This is a genomic window from Ruicaihuangia caeni (genome assembly GCF_040536845.1).
GTDB lineage: Bacteria > Actinomycetota > Actinomycetes > Actinomycetales > Microbacteriaceae > Ruicaihuangia > Ruicaihuangia caeni.
In genome coordinates this window covers 45,655-66,685 of the sequence record NZ_CP159582.1, presented here as the reverse complement: position 1 = coordinate 66,685, position 21,031 = coordinate 45,655, and the positions used below count along the sequence as shown (strand labels likewise).

16 protein-coding genes are annotated in these 21,031 nt (G+C 67.8%); 7 read left to right on the top strand and 9 right to left on the bottom strand.

Going from position 1 to position 21,031, the window contains the following annotated elements; genetic code table 11:
- Nucleotides 1-32 precede the first annotated feature (32 nt).
- Nucleotides 33-209 (top strand): SPOR domain-containing protein, encoded by a 177-nt coding sequence (locus ABV606_RS00280; RefSeq protein ID WP_281487754.1) that lies wholly within the window; start codon nucleotides 33-35, stop codon nucleotides 207-209.
- Nucleotides 210-242: 33 nt separating this feature from the next.
- On the opposite strand, the gene gdhA is transcribed toward ABV606_RS00280, so the two are convergent.
- The 3 genes from gdhA to ABV606_RS00265 are packed head-to-tail and all read right to left on the bottom strand — an operon-like array spanning nucleotide 243 to nucleotide 4,172.
- Nucleotides 243-1,589 (bottom strand): NADP-specific glutamate dehydrogenase, encoded by a 1,347-nt coding sequence (gene gdhA, locus ABV606_RS00275; protein WP_353987922.1) that lies wholly within the window; start codon nucleotides 1,587-1,589, stop codon nucleotides 243-245.
- Between the two features lie 35 nt (nucleotides 1,590-1,624).
- Entirely contained in the window at nucleotides 1,625-2,440 is an 816-nt protein-coding gene (gene panB, locus ABV606_RS00270; protein WP_353987921.1) for a 3-methyl-2-oxobutanoate hydroxymethyltransferase, read from the bottom strand.
- Nucleotides 2,441-2,450: 10 nt separating this feature from the next.
- Nucleotides 2,451-4,172 (bottom strand): NAD+ synthase, encoded by a 1,722-nt coding sequence (locus ABV606_RS00265; protein WP_353987920.1) that lies wholly within the window; start codon nucleotides 4,170-4,172, stop codon nucleotides 2,451-2,453.
- A gap of 58 nt (nucleotides 4,173-4,230) precedes the next feature.
- Between ABV606_RS00265 and ABV606_RS00260 the strand changes: the two genes are divergently transcribed.
- Both ABV606_RS00260 and ABV606_RS00255 read left to right on the top strand, forming a co-directional pair.
- Nucleotides 4,231-5,568 (top strand): glutamine synthetase family protein, encoded by a 1,338-nt coding sequence (locus tag ABV606_RS00260; protein WP_281487758.1) that lies wholly within the window; start codon nucleotides 4,231-4,233, stop codon nucleotides 5,566-5,568.
- Between the two features lie 27 nt (nucleotides 5,569-5,595).
- Nucleotides 5,596-8,523 carry a bifunctional [glutamine synthetase] adenylyltransferase/[glutamine synthetase]-adenylyl-L-tyrosine phosphorylase gene (locus tag ABV606_RS00255; protein ID WP_353987919.1) on the top strand — a complete coding sequence of 976 codons (2,928 nt, stop codon included), beginning with the start codon at nucleotides 5,596-5,598 and terminating at the stop codon, nucleotides 8,521-8,523.
- 19 nt (nucleotides 8,524-8,542) lie between these two features.
- On the opposite strand, the gene ABV606_RS00250 is transcribed toward ABV606_RS00255, so the two are convergent.
- Nucleotides 8,543-9,292, bottom strand: a complete 750-nt coding sequence (locus tag ABV606_RS00250; protein ID WP_353987918.1) for a phosphatase PAP2 family protein — start codon at nucleotides 9,290-9,292, stop codon at nucleotides 8,543-8,545.
- 146 nt (nucleotides 9,293-9,438) lie between these two features.
- Here ABV606_RS00250 and ABV606_RS00245 point away from each other — a divergent pair, with 146 nt between their 5' ends.
- Entirely contained in the window at nucleotides 9,439-10,716 is a 1,278-nt protein-coding gene (locus ABV606_RS00245; RefSeq protein ID WP_353987917.1) for a GmrSD restriction endonuclease domain-containing protein, read from the top strand.
- Between the two features lie 182 nt (nucleotides 10,717-10,898).
- Here the strand turns inward: ABV606_RS00245 and glnA are convergent, their stop codons facing one another.
- Nucleotides 10,899-12,323, bottom strand: coding sequence for a type I glutamate--ammonia ligase (gene glnA / locus ABV606_RS00240; protein ID WP_281487775.1), 1,425 nt, complete (start codon nucleotides 12,321-12,323; stop codon nucleotides 10,899-10,901).
- A gap of 139 nt (nucleotides 12,324-12,462) precedes the next feature.
- Between glnA and ABV606_RS00235 the strand changes: the two genes are divergently transcribed.
- Nucleotides 12,463-12,867, top strand: a complete 405-nt coding sequence (locus ABV606_RS00235) for an RDD family protein (protein WP_435415141.1) — start codon at nucleotides 12,463-12,465, stop codon at nucleotides 12,865-12,867.
- Between the two features lie 33 nt (nucleotides 12,868-12,900).
- On the opposite strand, the gene ABV606_RS00230 is transcribed toward ABV606_RS00235, so the two are convergent.
- Nucleotides 12,901-13,602, bottom strand: a complete 702-nt coding sequence (locus tag ABV606_RS00230) for a DUF4191 domain-containing protein (RefSeq protein ID WP_353987916.1) — start codon at nucleotides 13,600-13,602, stop codon at nucleotides 12,901-12,903.
- A 134-nt stretch (nucleotides 13,603-13,736) separates the two neighbouring features.
- Here ABV606_RS00230 and ABV606_RS00225 point away from each other — a divergent pair, with 134 nt between their 5' ends.
- On the top strand, nucleotides 13,737-15,392 hold the full coding sequence (locus ABV606_RS00225; RefSeq protein WP_353987915.1) for a hypothetical protein: 1,656 nt from the start codon (nucleotides 13,737-13,739) through the stop codon (nucleotides 15,390-15,392).
- A gap of 38 nt (nucleotides 15,393-15,430) precedes the next feature.
- On the opposite strand, the gene sucB is transcribed toward ABV606_RS00225, so the two are convergent.
- From sucB to ABV606_RS00210, 3 genes are all read right to left on the bottom strand, one after another.
- Nucleotides 15,431-16,951, bottom strand: a complete 1,521-nt coding sequence (gene sucB, locus ABV606_RS00220) for a 2-oxoglutarate dehydrogenase, E2 component, dihydrolipoamide succinyltransferase (protein WP_353987914.1) — start codon at nucleotides 16,949-16,951, stop codon at nucleotides 15,431-15,433.
- A 57-nt stretch (nucleotides 16,952-17,008) separates the two neighbouring features.
- Nucleotides 17,009-18,382, bottom strand: a complete 1,374-nt coding sequence (gene lpdA, locus ABV606_RS00215) for a dihydrolipoyl dehydrogenase (protein ID WP_353987913.1) — start codon at nucleotides 18,380-18,382, stop codon at nucleotides 17,009-17,011.
- A gap of 89 nt (nucleotides 18,383-18,471) precedes the next feature.
- Entirely contained in the window at nucleotides 18,472-19,965 is a 1,494-nt protein-coding gene (locus tag ABV606_RS00210; protein WP_353987912.1) for a leucyl aminopeptidase, read from the bottom strand.
- Nucleotides 19,966-20,058: 93 nt separating this feature from the next.
- On the opposite strand from ABV606_RS00210, the gene ABV606_RS00205 reads away from it, so the two are divergent.
- Nucleotides 20,059-20,991, top strand: a complete 933-nt coding sequence (locus ABV606_RS00205; RefSeq protein ID WP_353987911.1) for a proteasome assembly chaperone family protein — start codon at nucleotides 20,059-20,061, stop codon at nucleotides 20,989-20,991.
- The last annotated feature ends 40 nt before the right edge of the window (nucleotides 20,992-21,031 follow it).

Sequence of the window (21,031 nt, the reverse complement as noted above, 5' to 3'; positions counted from 1 at the left end):
ACGATCGAGTCTACCGAGCAAGGAGAAGCACGATGGCTGAGTTCTGGTACAACACCCGCACCCACGAAGTCGAGGAGGGCAAGCTCTCGCCGTCGGTGGATCGGGCGGGACCGTTCGAGACAGCCGAGGAAGCGGCCCGTGCTCCGGAGATCATCGCTGAGCGCTCTCGCCGCTGGGCGGCCGAGGAGGCCGCGGAAGACGCCGAGTGACGCTCCGCGGCGCTCCGTGCGGGGAGGAGCCGTCTAGATGACGCCCTGTGCGAGCATCGCGTCGGCGACGCGCACGAAGCCGGCGCAGTTCGCGCCCACCACGTAGTCGCCCGGGCTCCCGTAGCGCTCAGCGGCCTCGAAGGCGGCCTGGTGCACGTCGACCATGATCTCGTGCAGGCGGTCTTCGCTCTCGTTGAAGCCCCACCGCTGCCGCGAGGCGTTCTGGCTCATCTCGAGCGCTGACGTCGCAACGCCGCCGGCGTTGGCCGCCTTGCCAGGTGCGAAGAGCACGTCGTTCGACTGGAACACGCGCACGGCGCCCGGTGTCGACGGCATATTCGCGCCCTCTGCGACTGCGATGACGCCGTTCTCGACGAGCGACGAGGCGCTGTCGGCATCCAGTTCGTTCTGAGTCGCGCTGGGAAAGGCGAGTTGTGCCGGAACTTCCCACACATTGCCGCCCTTGACGAATTCGGCGCGAGGGTTACGGGTCGCGTACTCGGAGATCCGGCCGCGCTCGACCTCCTTGATCTGCCGAAGCAGTTCGAGGTCGATGCCCGCCTCGTCGACGACGAAGCCGGAGGAGTCGGATGCCGTGATCGGGCGAGCTCCGAGCTCCTGCAGCTTCTTGATCGTGTAGATCGCGACGTTGCCCGAACCCGAGACGACCGAGGTCATCCCATCGAGCTGCATGCCGCGAGTGGCGAGCATCTCCTTCGCGAAGTAGACCGCGCCGTAGCCGGTCGCCTCGGTGCGAACCTGGGCGCCGCCCCACAGCACGCCCTTGCCGGTGAACATGCCCGACTCGTGACGGTTGGTGATCTTGCGATACTGGCCGAACAGGTAGCCGATCTCGCGGGTTCCGACCCCGATGTCGCCTGCCGGAACGTCGGTGTGCTCTCCGAGGTGCCGGTAGAGCTCCGTCATGAAGCTCTGGCAGAACCGCATCACTTCGCGTTCGCTGCGGCCGTGGGGGTCGAAGTCGGAGCCGCCCTTCGCGCCGCCGATGCCCTGGCCGGTGAGTGCGTTCTTGAAGATCTGCTCGAACCCGAGGAACTTGATGACGCTGAGGTTCACGCTGGGGTGGAACCGCAGGCCGCCCTTGTAGGGACCGAGCGCCGAGTTGAACTGCACCCGGAATCCGCGGTTGACCTGCACCTTGCCGTTGTCGTCGACCCACGGCACGCGGAAGATCACCTGCCGCTCCGGCTCGACGAGCGCTTCGAGCACGCCCGCCTCGGTGTATTCGGGGTGCTGGTCGATGACGGGCCCGAGCGATTCGAGCACTTCGTACAGGGCCTGGTGGAATTCCGGTTCGCCGGGGTTGCGCGAGTAGGCAGTCTCGTAGACGTCGAGCAGTGCGGGATGGGTCAAGGACATGATCTGCCTTACTTCAGCGGCGCGAGGAGCGCTGGTCAGTCGTCGTAGGAATGCTCGGGGCCGGGGTACGCCCCGGTCGCCACATCTTCGCGAAAGGCGTGCACCGCGTCGGTCAAGATGCCTTTGAGATCGGCGTACTGCTTGACGAACTTCGGGATGCGCCCCGTAGACAGCCCTGCCCAATCGGTCCAGACCAGGAGCTGCCCGTCTGCGTGAGGGCCGGCTCCGACACTGATGGTGGGGATACGCAGCTCTTCAGTCACGCGGCGAGCCGCATCCGAACTTACCATCTCGAGGACCACCGCAAACGCACCCGCCTGCTCAACGGCACGCGCGTCTCGCAGCAGTTGCTCCGCCTGCTCGCCCCGGCCTTGCACGAGGTGCCCTCCGAGGCCGTGCTCGCTCTGCGGAGTGAAACCGATGTGAGCCATGACGGGGATGCCTGCTTGAACGATGCGCCGGATCTGCTCCGCGCTGCGTTCGCCGCCCTCGAGCTTGACGGCGTGAGCCTGGGTCTCCTTCATGAATCGGAAGGCGGTGTGCAGTGCCTCGTCCGCGCTCGTCTCATAGCTGCCGAAGGGAAGGTCGGCGATGACGAACGCGCGCTGCACGGCATTCGCGACGGCGCGGGTCAGCGGAATGAGCTCATCGACCGTGACCGGCAGCGTGGTGTCGAACCCGAGCACGTTATTGCCTGCGGAATCGCCCACCAGGATGAAGTCGATACCGGCGGCGTCGAAGATCTGGGCGGTGAGCTGGTCGTAGCTCGTGAGCCCGATGATCTTGATCCCTTCGCGCTTGGCGTTCTGGAAATGGCGCGTTCGTACCCGCTTGGGCGGCTGCTGGGTCATGCAGCACACCCTACTGCGACGGACGATACGTGATCGGAAGCCTGCGATCCCTGCCGAAGGCGACGGCGCTGATCTTGGGGCCGATCGCGCCCTGTCGACGCTTCCACTCGCTGTGGTCGACGAGCCGCACCACATCCGAGACGATCCCGGCGTCGTATCCGAGGGCGACGATCTCATCCACGCCGAGATTGCGGGTCACGTATGCATCGAGAATCGGGTCGAGCACCTCATACGGCGGCAGCGAGTCCTGGTCAGTCTGGTCGGGCCGCAACTCGGCGCTCGGCGGTTTCGTGATGCTGTTCTCCGGGATGGGCGGTGTGCGGCCGTGCGCGGCGGCGTACTCGTTCCGCCAGGTGGCGAGCTTCCAGACCAGGCTCTTCGGCACGTCACGGATCGGGGCGAATCCGCCGGCGGAGTCTCCGTAGATGGTCGAGTAGCCCACAGAGATCTCGCTCTTGTTCCCGGTCGTCAGCAGGAGATGACCGTGCATGTTCGACGCAGCCATCAGCACGATCGCGCGCACCCGCGCCTGCAGGTTCTCGGCGGCCACCCCGCTGAGTTCCAACTGCTGCTCGATGGGGGATACCAGGTCGGCGATGGGCTCGATCGAGTACCGGATGCCGACGCGTTCGGCCAGCTCGTCGGCATCCGTTCGAGAATGCTCGCTCGAGTACCGGCTGGGCAGCGAGATGGCGTGGACGCGGTCGGCCCCGATGGCGTCGGCCGCAATTACGGCACAGACGGCTGAGTCGATGCCGCCCGACAGCCCCAGCACCACCGAGGGGAACCGGTTCTTGTTCACGTAGTCGCGCGTGCCGAGCACGAGCGCGTTCCAGACCTGCTGCTCGACCGGCCCCGGCTCGTTGATCGTCGGCTCGAGGACGTCGCCGGCGACGGTACGCGGTTCGAGCGTGACGGTCGCCGGGGGAGCGTCTGCGGCCGCTTCGACGACGTCGATATCGGTGACGAGCACATGCTCCTCGAACTGGGGCGCACGGGCGACGACGGTGCCCGAGGCGTCGACCACCAGGCTGTCGCCGTCGAAGACCAGATCGTCTTGACCGCCGACGATGTTCACGTACGCCAGCGGCGCGTTCGCCTCTCTCGCTCGCTGCTGCACGAGCGGGAGCCTCACCTGCTGCTTGTCGCGTTCGAAGGGCGACGCATTGATGGTCAGGATCAGTCCGGGCTTGACGTTCTTGAGTTCCGCCACCGGTCCGGCGTCACGCCAGAGGTCCTCGCAGATCAGCACGGCGACGCGGCATCCGCCGATGTCGAGCACCACGTGGTCGCGGCCAGGAATGAACGTGCGGTACTCGTCGAAGACCGCGTAGTTCGGAAGGTGATGCTTGGCGTAGCGCGCCTGCACTCGGCCGTGCTGCAGCACGCTCGCGGCATTCTGCGCGATGGCGCTCGGCGTGCGGTCGCCCGCGAGTCCCGACGCTTCGTGGGGGCCGTCAGGGTGGCCGACGATGACGATCAGCTCACCGAGACCGCGCTCCGTCAGCCGCACGGCGAGTTCCTCCACCTGCTGCCCACACGCACGCAAGAAGGAGGCGCGGCCGGCGAGATCCTCGATCGGATAGCCGGAGAGCGCGCACTCGCCGACGGCGAGCACCTGCGCGCCCTGTTCAGCCGCTCGCTGGGCGGCATCGAGGATGCGGTCGGAATTCCCTTCGAGGTCTCCGAGCACCGGGTTCAACTGGGCTAGTGCGACGCGCAGGCGGGGCATACGAAGTACCCTAATAGCGCTGGGGAGGGCTCCCCAGGGGTGGTCGACGAGGAGCCAGATGGACAAGCAACGCGACTTCGTGCTTCGAACGATCGAGGAACGTGGTGTGAAGTTCGTGCGGCTCTGGTTCACCGACGTGCTCGGCACGTTGAAGAGCGTCGCGATCGCACCGGCCGAGGTCGAGGGTGCCTTCAACGAGGGCATCGGCATCGACGGGTCAGCCATCGAGGGGCTCACCAGGTCGTACGAGGCGGATGTGCTCGTGCAGCCCGACCCTGCGACGTTCCAGATCCTGCCCTGGCGGGGCGAAGTCGACGCCACCGCGCGCATGTTCTGCGACGTGCTCACGCCTGACGGGCAGCCCGCCGTCGCCGACCCGCGCAACGTGCTCAAGCGAGTGCTCGCCAAGGCTGCCGATCAGGGCTTCAGCTTCTACACGCATCCGGAGATCGAGTTCTATCTGCTGAAGTCGAGCGAACTCGTCGACGGACGGCCCGTGCCAGTGGACCAGGCCGGCTACTTCGACAACGTGCCGGGCGGCACAGCGCACGACTTCCGTCGCCAGTCGGTGCGGATGCTGGAGGATCTCGGCATCTCGGTCGAGTTCAGCCACCACGAGGTCGGCCCCGGGCAGAACGAGATCGATCTGCGCTACGCCGACGCGCTGACCACCGCCGACAACATCATGACGTTCCGAGCCGTGATCAAGGAGGTGGCCATCGAGCAGGGCGTGTACGCCACGTTCATGCCGAAGCCGCTCGCCGGTCACCCCGGCTCCGGCATGCACACGCACATGTCGCTCTTCGAAGGCGACACCAACGCATTCCACGAACCCGGCGCGCAGTACCAGCTCTCCCGCATCGGGCGGCAGTTCATCGCGGGCCTGCTCACGCACGCTCCCGAGATCACGGCGGTCACGAACCAGTTCGTGAACTCGTACAAGCGGCTCTGGGGCGGCGATGAGGCCCCCAGCTATGTCGTGTGGGGGCACAACAACCGGTCGGCGCTCGTGCGCGTTCCGCTCTACAAGCCGGGCAAGGGCACCAGTGCGCGGGTCGAGTACCGCGCCATCGACTCTGCAGCGAATCCCTACCTCGCCTATGCGCTGCTGCTTGCCGCGGGGCTCAAGGGCATCGAGGAGGGCTACGAGCTGCCGCCTGAGGCGGTCGAAGACGTGTGGAGCATGACGGATGCCGAGCGCCGCGCCCTCGGCTACAAGCCGCTGCCGGCGAGCCTCGACCGTGCCGTCGCGCTGATGGAGGAATCGGAGCTCGTTGCCGAGACGCTCGGCGAGCGGGTCTTCAACTACGTGCTGCTCAACAAGCGCAAGGACTGGGCCGACTACCGCGACCAGGTGACGCCGTACGAGCTCGAGAAGAACCTGTCGCTGCTCTGAGCCGAGTAGATTCGGAGCCCCAGCACGATGTCTCGCATCCCGAGCACGCTCGCTGAACTCGCGCGGCTGGGGTTCACCGAGCTCTCTGCTGCGCGCGATCGTCTGCAGGAGTTGCCGCCCGAATCGGTGCCGCTGTTCGCGGGCGCTGCCGACCCCGATCAGGCGCTTCGCGAAGTCGAGCAGCTCCGAGACAAAGACCCCGAGATGTTCGACCGGCTGCTCGCCGATGAGCAGGCAACGGCGAGTCTCATCCGAGTGCTCGGCGCCTCCAGCGGGCTCGCGCAGTTCCTCATGCGGCATCCCGAGCATGCCGAAGTGCTGTTCGACGCCCCTGGCCCCCGCAGCCAGCTCGAGTACGAGGCCGAGTTCGCCGCGGCCGCAGCAGCATCGACAGGAGTTGCGGCACAGGATGCGCTGAGGGTCGCCTATCGACGTGCGGTTCTCTCGCTCGCAGCGTGGGACCTCGAGCAGGCAGACCCGAGAGATGCCGTCGAGCCCGTCGCAGCCGCGCTGGCCGATCTCGCCGGAGCGGCGCTGCACGTCGCATTGCAGCTGGCCCGGCGCGATTCGCGGGCGGCACCCGAGGCCCTCGCGGCAACCTCCCTCGCGATCATCGGCATGGGCAAGGCGGGCGGCCGCGAGCTCAACTACCTGAGCGACGTCGATGTGATCTTCGTCGCCGAGCGCCGCGATGACGCGATCGACGACACGCGGATGCTGTCGATCGCGACGTCGCTCGCACGATCCGCCATCGCCATCATCAGCGAGCCATCGGTCGAACCGCCGCTGTGGGAGGTCGACGCGAACCTCCGTCCCGAGGGCAAGGACGGCGCGCTCGTGCGGACCCTCGAATCGCACCTGGCGTACTACGAGCGCTGGGCCAAGATCTGGGAGTTCCAGGCGCTGCTGAAGGCGCGGCCTCTGGCAGGGGATGCCGACCTCGGCAGGCGCTACGTGGAGACCCTCGCGCCCCTCGTCTGGGCGAGTGCTGGTCGTGAGGGCTTCGTGGCTTCGGTACAGGGCATGCGGGAGCGCGTGACCGAGCATGTGCCGAGCGAGCAGCGCGATGTGCAGTTGAAGCTGGGGCCGGGCGGGCTTCGCGATATCGAGTTCACGGTGCAGTTGCTGCAGTTGGTGCACGGGCAGTACGACGACGGCATCCGCCAGGGCTCGACGCTCTCGGCCCTCGCGGCGCTTGCGGAGGGTGGGTACGTGGGGCGGGCGGAGGCCGTGGAGTTCTCCGAGGACTACCGGCTGCTCCGACTGCTCGAGCACAGGCTGCAGTTGGCGAAGCTGCGGCGCACGCACCTCATGCCGACCGATGCCGAGGCGCTGCGCGTGCTCGCACGGGCCACCGGCATGTTCGCCAACGCCGACGAGCTGATCGCCGCGTGGGAGCGGGTGAAGCGGGCGGTGCGCTCGTTGCATCTTCGGCTGTTCTACCGAACGCTGCTGTCGGCCGTGGCCGCGCTGCCGGAGGAAGGCGCGGCGCTCTCCGGCGAGCAGGCGGCAGCTCGTCTCGCGGTGATCGGGTTCGTCGACCCGGTCGGGGCGTTGCGGCACATCGCGGCGCTCACGGCCGGCGTCTCGCGACGCGCCGCGATCCAACGCACGCTGCTGCCAGTCATGCTCGAGTGGCTCTCAGAGGGCGCCGACCCTGACCACGGGCTCCTCGCCTTCCGCAGGGTCAGCGAAGACCTCGGAGAGGCGTACTGGTATCTCCGGATGCTGCGCGATTCGACTGCCGCGGCGCACCGCCTTGCGCAGGTGCTCTCAGGGTCGCGCTACGCCACGAGACTGCTCGAGCGAACGCCGGATGCCGCCGCATGGCTCGAGAACGACAGCGAGCTTCGCCCCCGCGCCGCGCAGTCGCTGCTCGACGAAGCGCTGGCCACCACCGCGAGGCACGAGTCGTCTGGGGCGGCCGTGAACGCCCTTCGCGCCGCTCGACGAAGAGAGATGCTCAGGGTGGCCCTGGCCTCGTTGCTCGGCGTGATCAGCACGAAGGAGGTGGGCCGCGCGATCGCTGACATCAACACCGCGTTCCTGCAGGGCGCACTCGCGAGCGCCAGGCGCGGTGTCGACGGCATCCAGTTCGCGGTGATCGCCATGGGTCGGTTCGGCGGGGCAGAGCTGGGCTTCGGGTCGGACGCCGATGTGATGTACGTGTATCGCTCGGAAGTCTCCGGCAGCGGTGACGGAGCGGACGGCCCCGGCAGCCGCCGAATGGCGGAGCGACTGGTGCGCGCGCTTGTCGAGGCGAGCGACGACTTGCGCTTGCCGCTCGACCTCGACGCATCACTGCGACCAGAAGGGAAGAACGGCCCCATCGTCCGCTCGCTCGACTCGTATCGTGCGTACTACGCGCGCTGGTCGCTCACCTGGGAGGCTCAGGCGCTGCTGCGCGCCCGTGGCGTCGCAGGAGACCAGGAGTTGATCGACGACTTCGAGGCTCTCGCAGACGAGGTTCGCTACCCGGCGCGACTGACGGAGCACGAGGTGCGCGAGGTGAAGCGCGTGAAGGCTCGTGTGGAGGCGGAGCGCCTTCCGCAGGCGGCAGACCCGTCGCGTCACTTGAAGCTCGGCCGCGGATCGCTCAGCGATGTGGAATGGTTCGTGCAGTTGCTGCAACTCCAGTACGGGCACGGGCTCCCCGCGCTTCGCACGACCAGCACGCTCGATGCCCTCAGCGCGGCTCTTGACGCGCGTCTCGTGCAGCACGCCGATGCCGACGTGCTCCGTGATGCCTGGATGATCGCCACCCGCGCGCGGTCGGCCACGACCCTCTGGAGCGGGGCCGCATCCGACATCCTGCCCATCGACTGGAATGAGCTCGAGGGTGTGGCTCGCGTCATGGGGTACCCGCCTGGCCACGCGGCAGAGCTCGAGCACGACTATCTGCGCGCCACCCGGCTCGCCCGCCGCGTCTTCGAGCGGGAGTTCTACGGCGAGTGACTGGTCCGCGGTTCAGCGGTCAGGGTCGCCATGACGGCGGCCGGAGCCACCCTGCCGCCATCGTGAGCACCGGGAGTGCGCGATTCAGCCACCAGGCCAGGAACACGCCGGCGACGCACATGGCGAGCACTGCGCCCGCGAGCACATCCGTGGGGTAGTGCAGCCCCAGATACATGCGCGAGTAGGCGACGACCGCGACGAACAGAACGCACGCGGGCGAGACGATCGTCGATCGCCGACGGTGGTCGCGTGCAAGCACCAGGATGCCGATGCTGAGCGCCGTGGCGAACCCCACGTGTCCGCTCGGATACGCGGTGGAGCTCACGAGGTCGGCATGCGAGTGCCCGTTGTCGAGCACGTCAGGACGGGCGCGCTGCACGAGGAGCTTCACCAGTTCACCGGTCCGCCAGGAGACGAGCACGGTGAGCGCGAAGGTGGCAGCGCGAGCGATGTCGCGCGTCGCTGCCGCGACGGCGGTCGCGACGGCAATCGTGATCGCGAGTGCGGGTGCTGGATCGAACACGGCGTCGATCGCCAAGGCAACGGCATCGGGCACGGGCCGATGCTGGGGAATCAGCGCCCCGAGAACTCGGCTCTCCGCCCGGCTCCACTCTGAACTCGTCGCCACAGCGATCCCGAACCACACCACGACGGCGATTCCGGCGATCAATGCGACGACCAAGGGCATGCCGGCCCCGCCACTGAGGCGGCGGAGCGGGCGCAGCGGATCGGGCCTGGCTGGCACGGTGCGCCGCTGTGCGTCGCTCATGCGCGAATGCTACGCGCCCCTACTGGTCATGCCGGCGCGCGCGACCGCTCTCCAAGACGCGCGATTGGACCCTCGATGTGGGGGCCGTGCGGGGGCGATTGCGATCCGTATCGTTGAAAGGTTCCCGAAAACCCGATTGAGGACGAATGACAGACCCGCGACCCCGCACCCGAGTCAAGTTCACCACCATCCAGTGGGTGACGCTTCCGATCGTAGGGCTTCTCCTGCTGACAGCAGCGTTATCCACAGGGGTCGGCGGCCTTCTGATCATGCTGGGCCTGATCGGCGCAGGCTTCGCGGTCTATGCACTCGTGACGGGGCGCAAGACTTGGCTGCGCCTGCCGTCGAGGAAGCTCGCCGCCGGCGCGCTCGTCGGTGCCTTCTTCGTGACAGGCCTCGGAAGCTCGGTGTACGCGGCGACTCATCCTCGCGCACCGACGCCTCAGGCAGCCCCGGTCGTCGAAACCGAACCGGATGTCGAGCCCGCAGAGCAAGTCGAGCCCGGATTCGAGTTCACCGACGAGGCGCCTGCCGACCCCGCCACGGCGAAGAGCCCGGCCGAAGAGGCGCAGACCGTCGCCGATGCATCCGTCACGAACAGTACAGCGCTCGAACTGCTGGCGTCGTTGCCGGTGAAGGGCCGCGCGCCGAAGACCGGGTACGACCGCGAGGCCCGGTTCGGTGACGGTTGGCTCGACGTCGATCGCAATGGCTGCGACACGCGCAACGACATGCTCGCGCGGGATCTGACCGATGTAGTGCGGGAGGGGCCGTGCAAGGTACTGACGGGCACGCTCGTCTCGCCGTACACCGCGCAGACGGTGTCGTTCGTGAGGGGGAACACCACCTCGACCCTCGTGCAGATCGACCATGTAGTGGCGTTGTCGGACGCCTGGCAGAAGGGCGCCCAGCAGCTCACGCAGGCGCAGCGCGTCTCGTTTGCGAACGACCCCCTGAACCTCCTCGCGGTCGACGGCGCATCGAATGCCCAGAAGCGCGACGGTGATGCTGCTACCTGGCTTCCCGCGAACAAGTCGTTCCGCTGCGCGTACGTGGCGCGTCAGATCTCGGTCAAGGCGACCTACGGGCTCTGGGTGACGCAAGCGGAGAAGGACGCCATGGCACGCGTGCTCAGTGCGTGCCCGAACGAGCCTGGCGTCACCTCCACGTTCGCACCGGTCCCCGTCGTGGCAGCGCCGGCTCCCGCGGAGCCCCCACCTTCCCCGGCCCCTGCCGAGCCTGCACCCGCCCCGGCTCCCGCCCCGGCTCCCGCGCCGGCGCCAGCACCCGCCCCGGCTCCCGCCGACGTCTACTACAAGAACTGTTCCGCAGCTCGTGCGGCGGGCGCTGCACCCGTCTATTCAGGCGATCCTGGGTACGGCAAGCACCTCGACCGGGACGGCGACGGCATCGCCTGCGAGTAGCGGCGACCCTCTCAGGGAACGGCTGGTGCCGCAAGGATCGATCTTCCCGGCGCCGGTCGAATCCTCCTCGGCACCCTGCCGACGACAGAGCCCGCCCGGGCGATCGCCGGGCGGGCTCTGTCGTTGATTCCGCGGACCGCGCTGCTGCGGTCAGCTCGACGCGGCTCCGAGGAGCTCGGTCGTCACACGCCGTAGTACAGCTCGTACTCGTAGGGGTGGGGGCGCTGGGCGAGCGGCAGGATCTCGTGTTCGCGCTTGTAGGCGATCCAGGTGTCGATCAGATCCTTGGTGAAGACGCCGCCGGCGAGCAGGAACTCGTGATCCGCTTCGAGCGCGCGCAGGGCATCGTCGAGTGATGCGGGTACCTGCGGAATGTTCTTCGCCTCTTCCGCGGGAAGCTCGTACAGGTCCTTGTCGATCGGCTCGTGCGGCTCGATGCGGTTCTTGATGCCGTCGAGCCCCGCCATCAGCTGCGCGGCGAATGCGAGGTACGGGTTCGCAGCGGCATCCGGAGCACGGAACTCGATGCGCTTCGCCTTCGGGTTCGTGCCGGTGATCGGGATGCGGATCGCAGCCGAGCGGTTGCCGGCCGAGTACACGAGGTTGACCGGCGCCTCGAAGCCGGGAACCAGGCGGTGATAGCTGTTGATGCTCGGGTTGGTGAACGCGAGCACCGCTGGCGCGTGCTTCAGGAGCCCGCCGATGTACCAGCGTGCGAGATCGCTCAGGCCGCCATAGCCGGCCTCATCGTAGAAGAGAGGCTCGCCGCCGTTCCAGAGCGACTGGTGCGTGTGCATGCCGGAGCCGTTGTCGCCGAAGATGGGCTTCGGCATGAACGTCGCGGTCTTGCCCCACTCGAGGGCGGTGTTCTTGACGATGTACTTGAACTTCAGGATGTCGTCTGCCGCGCGCACCATGGTATCGAAGCGGTAGTTGATCTCGCCCTGGCCGGCGGTGCCGACCTCGTGGTGGCTGCGTTCGACCTGGAGACCCGCATCCTCGAGGTGCAGCACGATGTCGTCGCGCAGGTCAGCGTGCTGGTCGACCGGGCTGACGGGGAAGTAGCCGCCCTTGAAGGGCGTCTTGTTCGCGAGGTTGCCGCCCTCTTCGACCCGCCCCGAGTTCCATGCGCCCTCGCTCGAGTCGACCGCGTAGAAGCTCGAGTGCTGGTTCACCTCGTAGCGCACGTCGTCGAAGATGTAGAACTCCGCCTCGGGGGCGAAGAACGCGGTGTCGGCGATCCCGGTCGATGCCAGGTACTTCTCGGCCTTCTTCGCCACCTGACGGGGGTCGCGCGAGTAGATCTCTCCGCTGCGGGGGTTGTGGATGTCGAACACCATCACGAGCGTGCGCTGCGCACGGAAGGGATCGATGTAGGCGGTCGTCACATCGGGGATGAGCTGCATGTCGGACTCGTGGATCGACGCGAAGCCGCGGATGGATGACCCGTCGAACAGCTGACCGGATTCGAAGAACTCCTCGTCCACCGTCGAAGCGGGGATGTTGAAGTGCTGCTGCACCCCCGGGAGGTCGGTGAAACGGATGTCGACGAACTTGACGTCGGTCTCCTTGATGAACGCGAGTACTTCGGATGCGTCGCTGAACATGGTGGTGTTGCTCCTGCCTGGATGCTGGGAGGGGTGGCTACGTGCGCGGCCTTTGATGACGGTAGACAGCCGGTGTTGCACCGGCGTATCGCAGATGTTTCCGCGATGTTACGCGGGGAGCCGCGGTTAGGATCAGACGGTGTCCGACGCAATGCTCTCTTCGACCGATTGGCCTGGAAAACGCCTGGGGCTTCCCGAAAGCGGGCCCCGTTCGATCGCCAGGGTGGGTGTGCGCCTCGCGGCGTTCGCCATCGACTGGGCACTCGCCTACGTGATCGCGATGGCCTTCTTCGAGGGCGATGGTCTCGTGATGATGAGCATCTACGCCGTCATGCAGATCGCGATGATCGCGACCGCGGGTGGGAGCATCGGCCATCTCATCATGCGGATGAGGGTCGTGCGACTCGATGGACGGTACAACGGCGTGCTCCGGCCGGCGCTTCGAACGCTGCTCATCTGCGTTGTCATCCCAGCGGTCATCTGGGATTCCGACCAGCGCGGCATGCACGACAGACTTGCCGGCACCGTGCTGGTGCGGGTCTGACGAGCGCTGCGTTCCGGACCGCATAGCGCTCGATCAGCGTGGGCGCTGCGCGCGGACCTTGAACGGGTCGACGCCCTTAGGGATGGGCAGCCCGCCCTTGCCAAGGGAGTTGAGACGGTTGGAGACCGCAAGGATCTCGGGCTTGTTCAGCACGCGCTTGAACTGGTTGAGAGAGCGCACGATCTTGTGCAGCGGGACCGAGTCCTCATCGGGACCGACGTAGAGGAAGTTGATCGGCACATTGGGAATGACGCGTGCGATGTTCCTGCGCTCGTCCTCGAGCATGCGCGTGGTGCGCGAGCGCGGGCCCTCGCCGATGAGCACGACGCCGCCGCGCCCGACAGCGCGGTAGACGGCATCCTGGGTGCGTGGACTGACATTCACTGGCATCTCGCTCGCCTGCCAACCTCGGCGGAGCGAGCTCTTGAGCACTGCGCCGACGGCACCCGGCTGCCCGGCGATCTGCCCGTAGGCAGCTCGCTCGGCGCGCCGTCCCAGCACGATGAGCAGACCCAGCACACCCGCGAGAACGCCTGCGACGACGTAGAGGATGAACCCCACGACGTTGCCCGGCGCCAGCAGGAACGCCGCGACGACGCCGGCGGCGACCGGCAGCAGGAACGCCGCCAACATGTACCAGACGGCCTTCGAGTCGTAGCGGCGGGTCATCTGGAAGACCTGCCACATCTGCTTCATGCGGCCGGGTTCTTTCGGAGTCTTGGAGGCTCGTGCCATGACTTCAAGGATAGCCGCGCGCGAAGGCTCCAATGCCGCAGGGTCGGCTCCTCCCCAGTTCGTCACCGCCTCCGAGCGCGGCCTCGCGCAGCGGGGTGAGTCCAGGCGACGATCGCTCGCTGCACACTGCCTCCATGCGATCGCCGGATGGGAACCCTGGAGTGCTCGACCTCAGTGCGCCTGCTGGCGGGCCGCTTCGCACCATCGGCGGCTACCGCGTCGTCGGCGAGCTGGGCATGGGGCTTCGGTGCCAAGTGCTCCTGGGCATCGCTCCCGGAGAAGCACCGGTCGCATTGAAGGTGCCACGCACGCGCGCCGCTGCTGCTGCGGCAGAGGCCGAACTGGCCGTGCTCGGGCATGGACCTCTCACGCGCGCCGTGCCACTGCTCGACGTGAGCTCTCTGGACTACGGGGTACCGGTCCTCGTGTTCGATCGACTCGAACGCGGCACGCTCAGCGGCCTGCTCGCCGTGCGAGGCCACCTGACGCTCGGTGAAGCGGTGACCGTGTTCGCTCCGATCGCGGCGGCGCTGGCCGAACTGCACGAGTTGGGCATCTCCCACGGCGCCATCGACGCGACGCATATCGGGTTCGACCGGCACGGAGCACCGTACTTGCTCGGCTGGGGGAGCAGTCGTCAGACGGTCGTTTCCGACCGTGCCGCTGCCATCGACCACCGCGACCGCAGCTTCGCCGACCGCGATGCGCTCCTCACTCTCCTCTTGGAGTCGATCGACGCCGAGTCGGCCGCGTCTCTCTCACCACCACCTCGCAGCCTCGGCGATTTCGGGGCATGGCTCCACCGGGCAGCCTTGGCAGCGCCCGTCGACTTCGAGCGACGCGCACCAGGCGTCGATGCGTCGGCTGCTGGGCACCATCCTCATCCCCTGCTCAGCGGGCAGTTCGCACCCGGCGGCGCGGGCATGGCGGAACGAGCGGATGCCGGCGGGGCTGCCGCCTTGATGCGTACCGCGTTCAGCGCCTCGGCGCAGTCGCGGGCGCAGCAACCCGTAGAGCCCGTGCTGCGCGAGAGAGTGAGCTCCGTGCCGCCCCCGCAGAGCGAGGAAGCGCGTGCACCGGCGTCGTTGTTGGGGGCGCTGCTCGAATGGCCGGATCGCGCGTGGAACTCGATCGCCGGGTTTCGACGATCGAACCGGGAGGGCGGAGAAACCAGTGGCACCGACGCTCGCTCGCTCTTCGCGGCGCGGCTCTACGACGTGCGGGCGCGTTGGATGGCCCTCTCCGCCCGTTCTCGCATCTTGGGGGTCGCGGGCGCGGCGGCAACGCTCGCGGCCGCTGTTCTTCTGCTGCAACCTGGCGACGAGGGCGGAGAGCGCATGAGCTCTGCTGGGCAGTCGGTCGAATCCCTTGGTCCGGATGCTCATTCCAGCCCGGTCCAGTCGGCGCCCGAGGGGGATCCCATCATCGGGGGAGACGACCCCGTGGCTGCTGCGGCACTCCTGCTGGCTGCCCGGCAGGAGTGCTTTCGGGAAGCGCAGCGCTCATGCCTGCGTGCCGTCGTGGAGCCTGGCTCGTCGGCCGAACGCTCAGATGCGCTCGGGATGGACCAGGTGACCAGCGGCGGCAGGCTTGAGCCGGAGCTGCTTCCGGAGGCACGCCTCGAGCTGGTCGACGACTACGGCGACAGCGCGCTCGTCGCGCTCCGGGCGGGAGATGTGTTGGGGGCAGTGGAGCCGCCCGCCGCCGCGGAAACACCAACGGCCTCGGTCCTGTTGGTGCGGACCGAGGCCGGATGGCGGTTCAGGGCGTACTTCGACGCGTCCGAATGAGTGGATCAGCTCCTGAGCTGCATCAGATCCCGAGCGGATCAGATGCCGAGGTCGCCTTCGAACGCTCCCTCTTCGAGTCGGTTCTTCACCGCAACGAGGAACCGGGCGGCATCCGCCCCGTCGATGATGCGGTGGTCGTACGACAGAGCCAGGTAGACGGTCGAGCGAACGGCGATCGCATCGCCGGAATCGGTGCTGACCACCACCGGCCGCTTCGTGACGATCCCCGTGCCGAGGATCGCCGACTGCGGCAGGAACACGACAGGCGTATCGAAGAGCGCTCCGCGCGAGCCGGTGTTGGTGAGCGTGAACGTTCCGCCTGCGAGCTCGTCCGGCCGCAGCTTGTTCGACCGGGTGCGATCCGCGAGGTCGGCGATCTGGTCGGCGAGTTCGGCGATGTTCAGCGTCGCCGCGTCACGGACCACGGGCGTCAGCAGACCGCGCTCGGTGTCGACCGCGATGCTGAGGTTCTCAGTCTCGGGGTAGACGATGTTGTCGCCGTCGACCGTGGCGTTGATGATCGGGTACGCCTGCAGCGCTTCACTGGCCGCCTTCGCGAAGAACGGCATGAACGAGAGCTTGTTCCCGGTCTTCTGCTGGAACTCGCCCTTCACCCGGTCGCGAAGCCCAGCGACCTTGGTGACGTCGACCTCCACAACCGTGGTGAGCTGCGCAGTGGACTGCATGGATTGCACAGCGCGCTCCGCCACGACCTTGCGAAGGCGCGACATCGGTGCCGACGTGCCGCGCAAGGGCGACACCTCGAGCTTCGTCGGCGCTGCAGCCTTCGCGCCCGCGCCAGACTCCGCTGCATCGAGCACGTCCTGCTTGCGGATGCGGCCGCCTACGCCGGTGCCGGTGATCGAGTTGAGGTCGACGCCCCGATCGTTCGCGAGCTTGCGAACGATCGGAGTGACGTAGCCCGCGTTCGAGCCGGACGGCGCGACGACCTCTTCAGCCTGGCCCTCGTCGGCGGAAGGAGCTTCCGGGGCTGCCGCCGCCGGAGCGGGCGGAGCCGGCGGGGCCGGGGGAGCCGGCGGGGCGGGTGCGGCCGGCTGCTCTGCCTGAGCGGCGGGCTGCGGCTCAGAGGGCTGCTCGGCCTGCGGAGCCGCAAGCGGCTCCTCGCGCTCGGTGCTGGGCTCCGCGGTCGGCGCGGGCACAGCCTGTGCCTGCTCCTCCTCAGCCTGGGTCTCGGCTTGCGCGGGCTGCTCCTGCGTCTGCTGCTGGTCCTCGACCGGCGCGCTCTGCTCGGGCTGCTCCGCCTGCTGCGGCTCTGCAGCCTCCTCGCCAGCAGACGGTGCGGCGTTCTCGCCACCACCGGATCCGTCACCGATCCGCACGAGCGGTGCGCCGACCTCGACGGTCTCGTCCTCTGGCACGAGGATCTCCTCGATGACGCCCGCCACCGGCGACGGAATCTCGGTGTCGACCTTGTCGGTCGACACTTCGAGCAGCGGCTCATCGACTTCGACGCGATCGCCGACGTTCTTCAGCCAGCGTGTGACCGTGCCTTCGGTGACGCTCTCACCGAGCGCCGGGAGGTTGACGGATTGGCTCATGATGCTCCTTCTAGCCCTCGAGTGGCTCTTAGCTTAGTTCGCGCTGTGAACGCGAGGTCAGAGTGCGTGCAGCGGTTTGCCCGCGATGGCGAGGAATGCTTCCCCAAGGGCCTCGTTCTGAGTCGGGTGCGCGTGGATGAGCGGCGCGATGTCTTCGGGGTACGCCTCCCAGTTGACGGCGAGCTGCGCTTCACCGATCAACTCGCCGACCCGCGCGCCGATCATGTGCACGCCCACGACGGGGCCGTCCACCACCCGCACGACCTTGACGGAACCGGCCGTGCCCAGGATGCTGCTCCTGCCGTTGCCCGCCAGGTTGTAGTCGTAGGTGGCGACCTTGTCGGCGCCGTACTGCTCGTTCGCCTTCGCCTCGCTGAGGCCGATCGAAGCGACCTCGGGGTCGCAGTAGGTGACCTTCGGGATGTTGATATCCTCGATGACCACCGGGTTCAAACCGGCGAGCTCCTCGGCGACGAAGATTCCCTGCTGGAAGCCGCGGTGCGCGAGCTGCAGGCCGGGCACGATGTCGCCGACGGCGTAGACCCCCGGCACCGAGGTCTGCAGGCGCGCATCGGTCTTGACGAAAGCGCGCTCCATCTCGATGCCGACCTCCTCGAAGCCGAGACCGGAGGTCGCGGGTCCACGGCCGACCGCGACCAGAAGGATGTCGCCGTCGAACGTCTTGCCGTTCTCGAGCGTCACCACGACTCCCTGGTCGCTCTGCGTGACGGACTGGAAGCGCACGCCCGTGGAGAACTCGATGCCGCGCTTGCGGAACTGGCGCTCGAGCTGCTTGCTGATCGACTCGTCTTCGTTGGGCACCAGGTGCGGCAGGCCCTCGACGATCGTCACCTCAGCGCCGAACGAACGCCAGACGCTCGCGAACTCCACACCGATCACGCCGCCGCCGAGGATCACCGCGCGGCGAGGGATCCAGTCGAGCTTCAGCGCCGTCTCCGACGTGATGACGCGGCCGCCGATCTCGAGGCCCGGCAGCGTCCGCGAGTACGAACCGGTGGCGAGCACGACATTCTTGCCCGTGATGGTCTGGTCGCCCACCTGCACTGTGGTCGGCGAGGTGAGGGTGCCGAAGCCGTCGATCGTCGTGATGCCGCGCGCCTTGATCAGGCCCTGCAGGCCCTTGAACTTGCTCGCGATGATGCCTTCGCGGTACGAATTCACCGCGTTGATGTCGACGCCCTCGAGCGTCGCGTTGACACCGATCTTCGCGGCGTCGCGGGCCGAGTCCGCGACCTCCGCCGCGTGCAGCAGCGCCTTCGTGGGAATGCAACCGACGTGAAGGCAGGTGCCGCCGACTTTGTCCTTCTCGATCAGCGCGACGCTCATGCCGAGCTGGCTCGCTCGGAGCGCGGCGGCGTAACCACCGCTTCCTCCGCCGAGAACTACAAGATCAAAGTTCTGTTCCGACACCCAGTCACTCCCTCGAGGTCAGGATTGCAGCGCCTCGCCGGCGTCGACGGGCGGTCTAGAGTTGGCGGTTTGTCGCCCACTCGACACTACTACGCCTGAGATACCTGCTCCGCGAGTGCGATGAGTGAGAGGACGCCGACACCGGTCGGTCCGGCGCCGAGGTGACCTCGCGGCGAACCCTCGTTGTTGGCGGTGCTCGCGATGTCGAGGTGCAGCCAGGGGATCCTCTCGCCGTTCTCGCCCTGGTCGCCCACGAACTCCTGCAGGAAGACGCCGGCGAGCATCGTGCCTGCCGCAGTGTTCCCAGGCTTGGCATTCGCGATGTCGGCGACGTCCGAGCGAAGCACCTCGCGCAGGTAGCCGGGCAGGGGGAGCTGCCAGAAGAGCTCGCCCGAGCCCTCACCGGCCGCCACGAGCTCGGACGCGAGCGTGTCATCGCCCATGATCGCGGTGTAGCGGTCGCCGAGCGCGACCTTCGCTGCACCGGTCAGCGTGGCGATGTCGATGATGGCGTCAGGGCGCTCCTCGGATGCCGCGACGAGTCCATCCGCGAGAACGAGCCGCCCCTCGGCATCGGTGTTCAGCACCTCGACAGTCTTTCCGCCGAGCATCGTGAGCACGTCGTTCGGCCGGATCGCATCGCCGGACGGCATGTTCTCCGCTAGGCAGAGCCACGCCGTGAGACGCACCGGGAGCTCGCGGCGCGCGACGGCGAGCAGCACCGCGAGCGCCGTCGCCGCCCCCGTCATGTCGTACTTCATTCCAACCATCGACGCCGCGGGCTTCAGTGACAGGCCGCCCGTGTCGAAGGTGATCCCCTTGCCCACGAGCGCGAGGTGGCGCTGGGCGCCTTCGGGCGCGTACCGAACTCGCACGAGGCGCGGGCCGCGGCTCGAGCCTCGACCGACGCCGAGCAGACCGCCATAGCCGCCTTCGGCGAGGGCCGCCTCGTCGAGCACTTCGACCTCGAGTCGCAGTGCCTCGGCTTCGCGCACCGCACGGTCAGCGAAGCTCGCGGGGTAGAGGTCAGAGGGAGGAGTGTTGACGAGGTCGCGCACGAGTTCGATCGCAGACGCGCTTGTCTCGGCCGCCTCGACGACTGCCGCCGCCTCCTCGTCGGCGAGCGTCGCCAGCACGGTGATCTCACCTGCGGGGCGCGAGGTCGGTTCAGCGGCGGCGCTGCGGTACTCGGTGAAGCGGTAGGAGCCGAGCGCTGCGCCCTCCAGCACGGCTTGGGCACTCGCGGCATCCGTCACCGGCAGAGCGAACACGATCGAATCGAGACCGCGCACCTGGCGGGTCACGGCGCCGGCCGCGTTCCGGAGGGCGGGCTCGTCGAGTCCCTCGCCGAGTCCGACCAGCGCGACTGCCGGCCCGCCGTCGCGCAATGGCAGGACCCGCGCGAGCTCATCGGATGCGCCGGTGACCCCGAGCTTCGACAGCGAGCCCTCGAGGCTCGGCACGGTGCCGGCCGGCGCAGCGAGCACCGGCCCGTCGGGCGTCTTGCGCACGCCGATCACGAGCAGGTCGCCGTTGGCGTCTTCGAGGGGTGCCGAGACAATGCGAAGTCGAGGGAGCGTCATGGCAGTCATGGTAATCATCAACACGAGGCGAGCGGATGCTGTGAACCTCCGCCCCCACCCGGCCGCTGCGTCCTCGCCCAGTACGCTGGAGGCATGCGTGAACCCGCCACCCTGTACCAGCTGACGAACGGCGCGCGCGATGTGCCGTCCGGTCTGCCGCTGGTCGCCGGTCTCACCGGGTTCGCCGACGCAGGGGGAGCGGTGAGCGGCTTCACCGACTACCTCACCAACGAACTCCGGTCGGATGTCATCGCCGAGTTCGACACCGACGAGTTGCTCGATTACCGCGCGCGGCGCCCCACGATGTACTTCGATCAGGACCACCTCACGGCGTACCGCCCGCCGAAGCTGCGCCTGTCGCTTGCGCGCGACGATCTCGACACGCCGTTCCTGCTGCTCACCGGCTTCGAACCCGACTTCCACTGGGAGGCGTTCGTCGCTGCTGTGCTCGAGCTCACCGACCGCTTCGAGGTCAGCACGACGGTGTGGGTGCACGCCATCCCCATGCCCGTGCCGCACACACGTCCGATCGGCGTGACCGTCAGCGGTAACCGTGCCGATCTCATCGAGTCGCTGTCGATCTGGCGGCCGCATACGCAGTTGCCGGCGACGGCGCTGCACCTGCTCGAGCACCGGCTCCACCAGCGCGGCAGTTCCGTGGCGGGGTTCGTGCTGCTCGTGCCTCACTACCTCGCCGACACCGAGTTCCCCATGGCCGCGCTCGCGGCGCTCGACAACATCAGCGCCGGCACCGGCTTGATCTTCCCCACCGACAGCCTGCGTGAAGAGGGACGCGAATTCGTGTCGAAGATCGAGGAGCAGGTGCGCGGCAACGCCGAGCTCGAGCGACTCGTGCACACGCTCGAGGTGCGCCACGACAGCTATATGGAAGACAATCCGCTGCCGTCGCCGCTCATGGACGAGTCCGGTGAGCTTCCGTCGGCGGAGACGATCGCCGCGGAGCTCGAGCGCTTCCTCGCCGGCCGTCGCGACGATCAGAACGGCGGCAAGTCGTCGGGTCGCTGAAGCCCCGTCGGGATCGCGCAGCATCCGCTCAGCGGGTGAG